Origin of the sequence: Sporosarcina luteola (assembly GCF_007991495.1) — a bacterium.
Classification (GTDB): Bacteria; Bacillota; Bacilli; order Bacillales_A; family Planococcaceae; genus Sporosarcina; species Sporosarcina luteola.
The window spans coordinates 31,299-42,964 of record NZ_BJYL01000022.1 but is presented as its reverse complement, the minus strand read 5'-3'; the positions used below and the strand labels follow the sequence as shown (position 1 = coordinate 42,964).

The window sequence follows — 11,666 nt, the reverse complement described above, 5'->3', positions numbered from 1 at the left end:
GTTTGTTCCTCTTTTAATAAAAGCAAATAATAATCATCTGGTGGGGTAGCGAAGTGGCTAAACGCGGCGGACTGTAAATCCGCTCCCTCCGGGTTCGGCGGTTCGAATCCGTCCCCCACCACCATTTACATATTTTCTGGGAAACGCAGCTTATCACGATATCAAACGTTGGGGTATAGCCAAGCGGTAAGGCAACGGACTTTGACTCCGTCATTCGTTGGTTCGAATCCAGCTACCCCAGCCAATTTTTTTAAACGCTTCACGTTTAAAAAAATTTGCGAGTAATACCGCAAGGTATTAGGAGCACAAGGTTTTAAAATTGCGAGTAATACCGCAAGGTATTAGGAGCAAAAGGTTTTAATACAAAAGCAATCCAACTAAAAAAGTAAAAATATTTTAATTCAAAAACACCCCAACATAAAACCAACCAAATACCCAACCCACAAAATCCGACAGAAGAAGGGTTTTTTTTATTGCCTAAAAATCCTCCCCCTTTACGGATTTCGAAAAAAGTTCATAAGCAACGACCTTCATATGCAAATTACGCGAGTATCCTAGAAAGGTATTGTATAGTACATATAAATCGTCAAAGTTCTACAAGATGAGAGGAATAGTGATGCCCCATGCATGATTATATTCAAATGATGCAGAAAATAACTGGCAAAGAGAATAGGTGGGATGTGGAGGAGATGCTCGGGGATATCGCATACGCCCTCGACCAATCGGCCATTGTCGCTATCACCGATCGAACAGGTAAAATTACTTACGTCAACGAGTTATTCATTAAGATGTCAAAATATAGACCGGAAGAGTTGATTGGCGCGACGCATGCAATCATTAATTCCGGCTATCACTCGAAAGAGTTTTTTAAAAATATGTGGGCCACAATCGGGCGAGGGAACATATGGCATGGAGAAATACGTAATCGGGCCAAAGACGGAAGTTACTATTGGGTCGATACAAAGATCATCCCGTTTTTAAACGAGAAAGGTATTCCGAGTCGTTACATTTCCATTCGAAACGATATTACAGAACGAAAGCGCCTGGAAGAGAAGATACAGAAAGACGCGGAAGTATATCGAGTGATCACCGAGAACTCCATGGACTTCATTTCAATTATTGACCTGGAAGGAAATTTCCAGTATGTATCCCCAACACATAAGCATTTATTAGGTTATGACCTCGGCCAACTTGAATGTGCCAATATCCATTCCATTATCGCAAAAGAGGATTATGCCGCGTTTGACAAGGCTGTAGCGATGGTAGGTGATGCTCCTGCTGTTCTTGAAGTCCGGGTCTTGGATGAAAACAACCGCGTCAAAACAATGGAGGCAAGCTTGAACTTGATCCATGAAGAGGGAGAGTATTATAACCATCTTGTTGTAGCGATGCATGATATTTCATGGCAAAAAGAATCGGAAGTGATTATCCAAGACCTTGCGGATAATGATCAATTGACGTCCCTTTTTAATCGGAATGCCTTTAGTGAAAATTTGGATGTCGCCCTTAAAGGTAGAAAAAGGGGTTCCAAAGTTGGTTTGGTCTATTTGAATATCGATCGACTGCGTAATGTGAATGACTCATTCGGACATGAGACCGGAGATTATGTGCTCTCTATCATTGCGGAACGGTTGAAGGATGCATTGAGTACCGAAGATATTATTGGTCGTATTTCAGGTGATGAGTTTGCTTTCACAACTTTGAAAGCCGTCAGCGAAGAAGAAGTGGAGCGGCTGACAGGTGAAATAAAATCTTGCCTAGAGATGCCGATTCAAATTGACGAGGAAACTTATAGCATTTCTATTAGCTGTGGCATCGCATTATTTCCGGATCACGCTGAAACGGCAGCCGAGCTTATTATGATGGCGGATAAGGCACTTCATTACGTTAAGGAGCAAGGTGGCGGAATTGCTAAAATGTACGCGCCGGAAGCTGCAACGAAAACATTGGAGCGTATTCTTCTTGAAAATGAATTGCGGAAAAGCGTTCAATTGGGGCATTTTACATTGGAATATCAGCCGAAGATGAATTTAGCGATCGGTGAATTGGCTGGTGTTGAAGCATTGGTACGATGGAATCACCCCGATCTCGGTCGGATACCACCGGACAAATTCATTCCGTTAGCGGAAGAGACGAAAATCATATTGCCCTTGGGCGAGTGGATATTACGGGAAGCTTGCAAGCAGGCTGCACGATGGACACGCCAAGGATTCAAGCCGTTTCGGATTGCTGTGAATATGTCAGCAGTCCAGTTGGAAGAGCCGGATATCGTAGAGACGATTGAGAGAATCCTAATGGAGGAGAACGTTTCCCCGGAATTAATTGAAATTGAACTGACGGAAAGTGCTTTCGCGGATCGGGAGGAGATGCGATACACGATCCAGCGAATTAGGGATTTAGGCATCATTATTGCTATCGATGATTTTGGAACCGGTTATAGTACGTTCAGTTATATTAAGGAACTTCCTGCGGATATTCTGAAAATCGACATGTCGTTCGTCAAGGACATCGATGTGAATCAAAACAGCAGAGCTATCGTCAAAGCCATTGTAACGCTGGCAGACACTGCTGGACTGAATGTCATTGCAGAAGGAGTTGAGACCGTGGAGCAAGCAGAAATTCTTCACGGACTAGGTTGCAGAGAAGGACAAGGCTATTTATACAGCAGGCCTTTGCCGCCTGAAGAATGTGAGTATATGTTTACAAACGTGTCGAAAGATGAATAAATATCCAGAAAATTGTTGAGTTGAGCCATTCCTTTTAACGAATTACAATATGATTGTTAAGGGGGCTGGTTTAAATGAAAAAATTAGATATATCAATTATTGGTGTTCCGCTCGATTTTGGACAAAGTCGCAGGGGCGTGGACATGGGACCAAGTGCCATTCGTTATGCTGGCGCAATAAAAAGATTAGAAGCAATCGGCCACACGCTGAAAGATGAGGGCGATATTCAAGTAAGTGCTGTCGAAAGCCTCGAACGAGAAGATACAAATTTGAAAAACTTGGAAGAAGTCGTACAAGCGACTAGCGAACTCGCGAATCGAGTTGCTCAAGTAGTTGAACAAGGCGATTTCCCGCTGGTGCTCGGAGGCGACCATAGCATTGCAATTGGCACGCTTGCTGGATTATCCTCAAAGTATGAAAATCTAGGTGTCATCTGGTACGATGCTCATGTGGATATGAATACTGCGGAGACATCACCATCGGGGAATATCCATGGAATGCCTTTGGCGGTATCCATGGGGCTTGGGCATGAAAGATTGGTTAATATTTTCAAAGACGGTCAAAAAGTGAAGCCTGAAAACATTGTCATTATTGGTGCACGTTCAGTCGATCCTGGAGAACGCCAATTGATCAAAGAAAAAGGCGTCAAAGTGTTCACGATGCATGAAATCGATCGTGACGGCATGACGGCTGTCATGAATGAGGCCATCGCTTATTTGAAAGCCAAAAAATTGGGTGGGGTTCATTTATCATTAGATTTGGATGGTTTGGATCCGATCTACACACCAGGAGTCGGAACACCGGTGCCGGGTGGTATCAGCTATCGGGAAAGCCATCTTGCAATGGAGATGCTAGAGGACTCCGGCATGATCACTTCAGCTGAATTTGTCGAGGTCAATCCAATCCTTGATGAGAAGAATAAAACCGCTGATGTGACAGTAGGACTGATGGGTTCATTATTTGGTGAAAAGTTATTATGAGACAGGCCGCTCGGATTAATTTCCGGGTGGTATTTTTATGTATTGAATTTGTAAAAAGGACAGAAATTGTTATCAATCTTTGGTAAAATAAAAAATATGAACTAAAAATGAAACCTGTGAACCCTTCAAACGTATAGAAGGAACAGCCGCATAGAGCGGAGGATGAAAGTCATTGGATGAATTGGTCAATAAACGAATAAATGAAGTGATCAAAGGCAATCAAGATGCATTCGGAGAGATTGTTAGTTTATTTCAGCATCGGCTGTATCATGTTTGTTATCGAATGCTCGGCAATCCCCAAGAGGCGGAGGATATTGCACAAGAAGCGTTTGTACGTGCTTATGTCAATATCCATACGTATGATCAGAAGAGGAAGTTCTCCACATGGTTGTATCGGATTGCTACAAACTTATGCATCGATCGAATACGGAAGAAGAAGCCGGACTTTTATCTGGATGCGACAGTACCAGGTACCGATGGTCTGAATATGTACTCTCAAATTTCTGCAACCGGAGACTTGCCGGAAGAAGAAGTTGAGCGGATGGAAACGCAAGAGCGTGTCCAATACGAAATTGGCAGGTTGCCCGACAAATATCGGACTGTCATCATTCTGCGCTATCTAGAAGAATTGCCGTTACAAGAGATCAGTGATATTTTAGAATTACCATTAGGAACCGTAAAGACCCGTGTTCACCGTGGACGGGAAGCGCTTCGGAAACAGATGGGTAATATGTAGGAGGGAATTAAGTATGAATACGTGTCAGGAACCAGTTATCCACTTAATGCACGCGTATTTAGACGGAGATATTAGCCGCCAAGATGAGCAAATGTTGCAAGCACATTTAGCTGAATGTCCACATTGCAGGGAAATGATGGATGAATTGAAAATGTCGGCGTTGTTCCTCAAAAGTGCTGCACCAGTAAATGCACCGGAGGGATTTGTCTCAGGCGTCATGGCACGTCTCCCGAAAGAAAAATCGCAAGCAGGTTTTCAACGCCTACTACGTAGGCACCCACTAGTGGCTGCAGCCGCACTTTTTTTAATGCTAATGAGCGCCACGCTCTTTTCAAGCTATAGCAACAACCAACAATTTTCATTCACGAAGCAGCCGAACTTGGTCATCGAGGGGGAAACGGTCGTCGTACCAGCCGGCGAAGTTGTGAAAGGCGACCTCGTCGTCAGAAACGGGAATCTTCGGATCGAAGGCGAAGTGGACGGCAACGTAACCGTCATCCGCGGTTCCAAATACATGGCCTCCACTGCCGTCGTAACAGGCACAAGCGAAGAAATCGACAAAGCATTCGATTGGCTCTGGTATAAAATCAAGTCGACCGTCAAGGAAGTCTTCCCATCCTCTAAAGACGAGAAGAAGGAAGAATAAAAAAGTGATCAACTCCCGTTTACGAGAGTTGGTCGTTTTTTTTATGGTGGACAAATGCTATCTCGTTTACAGCTTGGCACCACGCGTCCAAAGCGGTATGTCCAAAGATTGTCTTCGCGCGTCCAAAGCGATATGTCCAGCGTCCAAAGATTGTCTTCGCGCGTCCAAAGCGGTAAGTCCGTCGTCCAAAGATTGTCTTCGCGCGTCCAAAGCGATATGTCCGTCGTCCAAAGATTGTCTTTGCGCGTCCAAAGCGGTAAGTCCGTCGTCCAAAGATTGTCTTCGCGCGTCCAAAGCGGTAAGTCCGTCTTCCAAAGATTGTCTTTGCGCGTCCAAAGGGGTATGTCCGTCGTCCAAAGATTGTCTTCGCGCGTCCAAAGCGGTAAGTCCGTCGTCCAAAGATCGTCTTCGCGCGTCCAAAGTAATCCGATCCACCCTAATCTGCTCCGAAAAAAGTTTTTTTCTACCGATAATCTAAATAGAATGAGGAATTTGATATCAAAAATGAATTATTAACCACAAAACGAATTCATATTCAAATTATTGCGCGTTTGGAAACATTTAGATGTCCTGCTACAATGCCATTGAGGTGATGAAAGTGTTGATTAAAAACAGAAGTGAACCCTTGTCGCTGCTTGGTCTGCAGTCATTACTCGACCGGCTTCCTCATAATCACAAACATTACAATAGGGTTCAAGAGGAGCTAAGGAAGAGAAAAGCCGGATTTGGAGGTGAACTGAATTTTGATAAGCATATTAAAGAATTCCGTCCATCTTATCCATTTGGATTATTGCATGACGTTTGCCTGTTATACAACGGCATTTACTTTCAGATGGATTCTGTGCTGATCCTTCCAGATCGGATAATAATTTTTGAAATTAAGAATCTTGGGGGCAAGTTAATCGTAAAGGCGAACCCAACACAATTTATTCAAGAATCTAATGGAGAAAGGAAGGTAATTCAAAGTCCGATTACGGAGCTGGAAAGAAAAAAGATATTCATGGAAAAATGGTTAAAGGGACGAGGCATTGCCATTAAGATAACGGGGATTATAGGTTTAGCTTATACAAACGAATTATTTATCGAAGATGAAACCGACATTCAAATTTTATTTACACATGAAATTCCGATTGAGTTGTACACCACAACAGTCGATGAAGGGGTATTGACCAGAAATAAAATTAGTGAAATTGCACATGAAATTGCTGATTCACACCACGAATACGATCCATTTCCTTTAAGGAAGACAATGAATATAGCAAAGGAGGATATAATCCCGGGAGTTATTTGTCCAAGTTGCAAATACGTGGGAATGAAGTGGCTTGAGAAAAAGTGGCGCTGTCAAAACTGTTCTTATAATGCATTGGATTGTCACCTATCTCTACTGGATGATTGGTTCTATTTAATGGATAACCATATAACTAATCGCCAATTTCGTGCTTTTGCAGGTGTAGAACATCAGCCAATTGCAAAAAGACTATTGAAAAAAACCAATCTAATCATGAAAGGAAGTCGTAGAACTACATTTTATATAAGGTGACGCCTCATAAGCTTGTTTTAACAGCAATTTTAATTGCGGCACGCTTCGTCCTTATTCAAAGCAACCTATCCCGCGTTCAAAACGGGGCATCGTACATCCCAAGCCGATGCCCCCGCGTCCAAAGCGCATCACCCCGCGTCCAAAGCAGCGCTCCCCGCGTCCAAAGCGCATCTCCCCGCGTCCAAAGCAGCGCTCCCCGCGTCCAAAGCGCATCTCTCCGCGTCCAAAGCAGCGCTCCCCGCGTCCAAAGCAGCGCTCCCCGCGTCCAAAGCGCGTCCCCCCGCGTCCAAAGCGCATCTCTCCGCGTCCAAAGCGCATCTCTCCGCGTCCAAAGCGCATCTCCCCGCGTCCAAAGCGCGTCCCCCCGCGTCCAAAGCAATCCCCCACGACCTAATGCTCCTCCATACGACAAGTCCCCTCTCCCGCAACCAAACCAAGCCATCAAACGTCCATTATCGAGCAGTTCATTAAAAATAAAGATGTACTAAAGACACTTCCTTTGAAAATCCAATCACTGTACGTTTTAGGAAGCATTGGAACAGGGCTGTATGATATACTATTGTATAAGAATTTGGGATGAAGGTGGGGAAGCGCATGCCTGGTTGGGAAATAATTACGAATTCTAGTCCGGTTGAAATACTTAAAAATATAGTGGATGTGCTTCTCGTTTGGTTCGTTTTTTATAAACTGATCACAATCATAAAAGGAACAAAGGCGGTACAACTGCTTAAAGGGATATTTGTCATCATTTTTGCGCGTATCTTGACCGAGTACCTTGAGTTGAACACATTAAAGTGGATGATGGAGCAGGTGTTGATTTTCGGATTCCTTGCGGTGATCATCATCTTCCAGCCAGAAGTGAGGCGTGCGCTGGAGCAATTAGGGCGCGGCCGTCTTTTTGCACGATCTGCAATGCAAGAGGAAGAGGAACGGGACCGCTTAATCGAAGCTTTCCAAAAGTCGGTCAGCTATATGGCGAAGCGGCGGATTGGTGCGCTTATCTCGATTGAGAGGGAGACGGGGTTAAGTGAATATATTGAAACCGGAATTCAGATGAATTCAAATGTCACCTCTGAATTGCTGATTAATATTTTCATTCCAAATACACCTTTGCATGACGGGGCTGTCATCTTACAAAAAAATCGTATTGCCGCAGCAGCCTGTTATTTGCCGCTCTCTGAAAACCCCTTTATCTCGAAAGAATTGGGAACTCGTCACCGGGCGGCTTTAGGTATCAGTGAAGTGACTGATGCGATCACAATCGTCGTTTCCGAAGAGACGGGTAGCGTCAGTCTAACTGCAAACGGGGATATTAACAGAAACCTGTCGATGGAGGACTTCGAAAAACAATTACGTCAAGTATGGTTCGGAGCAGAGGATGAAACATCTCCAAAATCATTTTGGAAACGGGGGAAACGGGAAAATGGATAAGTTAATGGACCGCCCATGGTTTCTCCGTTTCACGGCATTGGCACTCGCCATCATCCTTTTCTTTTCCGTCCAAGCTGAAGAGGACAAAACGAACCGGTCAACCGTGGGCGATACAGTGGATACTATCCGGGACGTTCCGGTCGAAGTTTATTATGATGATGAAAATTTAGTTGTGACGGGTGTGCCTGAAACGGTGAATATGTCGATTCAAGGGCCTGCAAACCTCGTCCAATCAGCTAAACTGATTAAAGACTTTACACTGAAAGTCGACCTGCGAAGTTTGCCGATTGGAAAGCATAAAGTCGAAATTCAGTCGGAGAACCTTTCAGAAAAGCTAGATGTAAAGCTGGATCCCGCAATGGTTGACGTCGTTATTGAAGAAAAGATAACGGAACAGCTTACGGTTGATCCGGAGTTGAATGAAAGGCTCCTTGCTGAAGGCTACTATGTCGTCAAAATGGATGTGGAGCCCGCTAAGGTGGAAATAACAGGTGCTAAAAGTGTTATTGAATCAATTGGATTTGTAAAAGTTTCTGCTGTTGGAGAAAAAGGTATAAATAAATCATTTGAACAAAAAGCAAGGGTTCGAGTACTGGATAGGGACTTGAACAAGTTGAATGTCACAATTGAACCGGCGGACGTGACTGTTAAAGTGGAAGTCGAGGAGTTCAATAAAGAAGTTCCAATTGTATTAAGACAAAGAGGAGTTTCGGGGGAGAATGTAACCATCGATTCCATCTTCACAGATACGAAAACGGTCAAACTGTATGGTCCGAAAAAGACATTGGAATCCATAAAGGAACTTGTATTGGACGTCGATATTTCGAACATCAAGGAGTCCGGGACAACGGAAATATCTCTTCAAAAGCCGAAGGGCGTTTCTAAAATGTCCGTCGATAAAGTGAAGGTGAACGTTGCTGTCACCGTCCAAAATGGGGAAGACACCCCACCAGATGTTTCATTCGACCCGAGTGATGAGGATGAAGAGGATGTTACAAAGGAATTCCGGGACGTGCCTATCGCTGTGAAAGGCCTTGATGAAAAATATAGCAGCACTTTTCTTAAGCCTTCGGAGGGAGTTGTTGATATAACGGTAACGGCAAAGCAGGATGTAATCAATTCGCTCAACATTTCGGACTTCCACATTAGTGTCGATGCCTCTAAGACGGATAGTGAAGGTGAACATGTCTATTCGCTATCCATAGAGGCACCTGATCATATAGCTTGGAAGGTTTCAGAGAAGGAAGTTACATTGGAAATTAAGCTTGCTTGACGATGAAGAAGCTGGTCATACAGCATTGAAAGGGAGTATGGATAATGACAAAGTATTTCGGAACGGATGGCGTCCGTGGGATTGCAAACAAGGAACTAACGCCTGAGCTTGCGTTTAAATTAGGAAGGATCGGCGGCCATGTGTTAACGAGGGATTCGCAGGAAACATCCCAAGTACTTGTTGGCCGGGATACCCGAATTTCAGGTCATATGCTGGAAAACGCATTGATAGCAGGACTTCTGTCGATGGGAGTTGAGGTTATGAGGCTTGGTGTGATCAGCACGCCAGGCGTCGCATACTTGACTCGCGCTATGAATGCCCAGGCAGGTGTCATGATCTCAGCATCTCATAATCCCGTAGAGGATAACGGAATAAAGTTCTTTGGTGCAGATGGATTCAAGCTGACGGATGAGCAGGAAGAGGAGATTGAATCCCATTTGCATGAAGAGGAGGACAACTTACCTCGTCCGGTCGGTGGAGACGTCGGTACGGTAACGGATTACTTTGAAGGTGGACATAAATATATCCAATACTTGAAACAGACAGTTGACGAGGAATTCACGGATCTTCATATTGCCCTAGACTGTGCGCATGGTGCGACATCGTCGTTGGCAACGCATGTCTTTGCAGATTTGGATGCGGACTTATCAACAATGGGTGCATCTCCAAATGGCTTAAATATTAATGATGGCGTTGGTTCGACGCATCCTGAAGGGCTTAGACAGCTAGTGGTAGATAAAGGAGCAGACATAGGTCTTGCTTTTGACGGCGATGGAGACCGCCTTATTGCAGTCGATGAAATAGGACGGGTTATCGATGGAGATCAGATCATGTTTATCATTGGCCGCCACCTTAACTCAAAGGGGCGCTTGAAGTCAAATACAATCGTGTCCACGATCATGAGCAACCTTGGTTTTTATAAAGCGTTGGAACAGCATGGTATGATGAGTGTTAAAACGGCTGTTGGCGATCGGTACGTTGTAGAGGAAATGAAAAAGGGGAATTACAATCTCGGTGGAGAACAATCAGGTCATATCATCTTCCTCGATTACAATACGACGGGCGACGGATTGTTGACTGCATTGCAGCTTGTGAATATCATGAAAAAAACAGGCAAGAAGCTATCAGAACTTGCTAGTGAAATGACGATTTACCCACAGGAACTCGTCAATGTACGAGTGACGGATAAAAACAAAGTCACTGAAAACAGCCGAGTTGCGAATGTGATTAAAGAAGTTGAGCAAGAAATGGCTGGCAACGGCAGGGTGCTTGTACGCCCATCCGGAACAGAACCGCTTGTTCGTGTAATGGTCGAAGCGCCAGATCACGATGCTTGCGAACAATATGTAAACCGTATTGCAGAAGTCGTACGTGAAGAAATGGGTATCGAAGAATAAACAAAAGGCTGAAAACCCTCAGATGGGTTTTCAGCCTTTTTTTGCCGCTTTGTTAAGGTGCCCGCTTCTTGCTTTGGTGCCTGTCACCCGAATTTATTGCGGATGAAGATGGCGGTTGAGTTTAGGATGAATAGTGTTAGTAGAAGTACGATGATTGTGGAGGCTGCCAGGTTGGCGTATTCCGCGACTAAGGAGGCGTCCAGCGTCCAGTAATAGATTTGCATTGGCAATACTGTAAAGCGGTCCATGATGCTTCCCGGGAAGGGGATGAGCAGGGCAGGGATGCCGATGACGACTAATGGGGCGGTTTCCCCAATGGCGCGTGATAAAGAAAGAATAGCGCCCGTCAAAATGCCGGGTAGTGCAGAAGGCAGAATGACACGCTGAATCGTCTGCCATTTCGTCGCTCCAAGTCCGTAAGAGGCTTCTCCTAAATGATTTGGAACCGAACGGATCGCTTCCTGGCTCGCGACAATCACGATGGGCAAAATTAGCAAAGACATCGTCAATCCGCCCGCCAACACGACATTCCCCAAATCCAATATCCTCACAAATACTGTCAATCCTAGAATGCCGTAAACAATTGAAGGGACGCCAGCCAAGTTGGAAATATTCGTTTGAATGAAACTGACCAAGCGCCCTTTTTTCGCATACATTTCCAAATAGATTGCCGTTCCGACTCCGACAAACATCGTCACTGGCGCTACAACGAGCATTAGCCAAAATGTACCGAGTATGGCTCCCATGATCCCTGCACGCTCCGGCTGAGTCGATAATTTACCCGTCAGGAAACTGAAATTGATGGAACCGATGCCATCGGATACAACACGAACGAGTAAAACGGTTAAAACGAAAAGCCCGAAAAAAGCGGAAAGCATGAAAATCACTTTGGAAAATTGATTTGTGAATAATCGAACCTTCGTCCGTCGCATATGTT

The 11,666-nt window shown here is 44.6% G+C and carries 11 protein-coding genes and 2 tRNA genes; 10 read left to right on the top strand and 3 right to left on the bottom strand.

The window, feature by feature from the left end; genetic code table 11:
* The first annotated feature begins 39 nt into the window (after positions 1-39).
* From SLU01_RS08830 to SLU01_RS08805, 6 genes are all read left to right on the top strand, one after another.
* Positions 40-124, top strand: a tRNA-Tyr gene (locus SLU01_RS08830).
* A gap of 45 nt (positions 125-169) precedes the next feature.
* Positions 170-244, top strand: a tRNA-Gln gene (locus SLU01_RS08825).
* Positions 245-623: 379 nt separating this feature from the next.
* Positions 624-2,726, top strand: a complete 2,103-nt coding sequence (locus SLU01_RS08820) for a bifunctional diguanylate cyclase/phosphodiesterase (protein ID WP_147057400.1) — start codon at positions 624-626, stop codon at positions 2,724-2,726.
* 74 nt (positions 2,727-2,800) lie between these two features.
* Positions 2,801-3,706, top strand: coding sequence for an arginase (gene rocF / locus SLU01_RS08815; protein WP_147057398.1), 906 nt, complete (start codon positions 2,801-2,803; stop codon positions 3,704-3,706).
* A 172-nt stretch (positions 3,707-3,878) separates the two neighbouring features.
* Entirely contained in the window at positions 3,879-4,442 is a 564-nt protein-coding gene (gene sigW, locus SLU01_RS08810) for an RNA polymerase sigma factor SigW (RefSeq protein ID WP_147057397.1), read from the top strand.
* A 13-nt stretch (positions 4,443-4,455) separates the two neighbouring features.
* Positions 4,456-5,088 (top strand): anti-sigma factor family protein, encoded by a 633-nt coding sequence (locus tag SLU01_RS08805; protein WP_147057394.1) that lies wholly within the window; start codon positions 4,456-4,458, stop codon positions 5,086-5,088.
* 66 nt (positions 5,089-5,154) lie between these two features.
* Here the strand turns inward: SLU01_RS08805 and SLU01_RS08800 are convergent, their stop codons facing one another.
* Positions 5,155-5,523, bottom strand: coding sequence for a hypothetical protein (locus SLU01_RS08800; RefSeq protein ID WP_147057392.1), 369 nt, complete (start codon positions 5,521-5,523; stop codon positions 5,155-5,157).
* A 166-nt stretch (positions 5,524-5,689) separates the two neighbouring features.
* On the opposite strand from SLU01_RS08800, the gene SLU01_RS08795 reads away from it, so the two are divergent.
* On the top strand, positions 5,690-6,628 hold the full coding sequence (locus SLU01_RS08795; protein WP_170232643.1) for a nuclease-related domain-containing protein: 939 nt from the start codon (positions 5,690-5,692) through the stop codon (positions 6,626-6,628).
* A gap of 76 nt (positions 6,629-6,704) precedes the next feature.
* Here SLU01_RS08795 and SLU01_RS08790 read toward each other — a convergent pair whose 3' ends face one another.
* Complete coding sequence (locus SLU01_RS08790) at positions 6,705-7,040, bottom strand: hypothetical protein (RefSeq protein WP_147057388.1); 336 nt, start codon at positions 7,038-7,040, stop codon at positions 6,705-6,707.
* Positions 7,041-7,222: 182 nt separating this feature from the next.
* Between SLU01_RS08790 and cdaA the strand changes: the two genes are divergently transcribed.
* The 3 genes from cdaA to glmM are packed head-to-tail and all read left to right on the top strand — an operon-like array spanning position 7,223 to position 10,729.
* Positions 7,223-8,059, top strand: coding sequence for a diadenylate cyclase CdaA (cdaA, locus tag SLU01_RS08785; RefSeq protein WP_147057386.1), 837 nt, complete (start codon positions 7,223-7,225; stop codon positions 8,057-8,059).
* A complete protein-coding gene (locus SLU01_RS08780; protein WP_147057384.1) occupies positions 8,052-9,332 on the top strand; it encodes a CdaR family protein in 1,281 nt (426 codons plus the stop codon). The genes cdaA and SLU01_RS08780 overlap by 8 nt, the downstream gene beginning before the upstream one ends.
* A gap of 44 nt (positions 9,333-9,376) precedes the next feature.
* On the top strand, positions 9,377-10,729 hold the full coding sequence (gene glmM / locus SLU01_RS08775) for a phosphoglucosamine mutase (RefSeq protein WP_147057382.1): 1,353 nt from the start codon (positions 9,377-9,379) through the stop codon (positions 10,727-10,729).
* Positions 10,730-10,812: 83 nt separating this feature from the next.
* Here glmM and pstA read toward each other — a convergent pair whose 3' ends face one another.
* Complete coding sequence (gene pstA / locus SLU01_RS08770) at positions 10,813-11,661, bottom strand: phosphate ABC transporter permease PstA (protein WP_246110939.1); 849 nt, start codon at positions 11,659-11,661, stop codon at positions 10,813-10,815.
* Between the last annotated feature and the right edge of the window lie 5 nt (positions 11,662-11,666).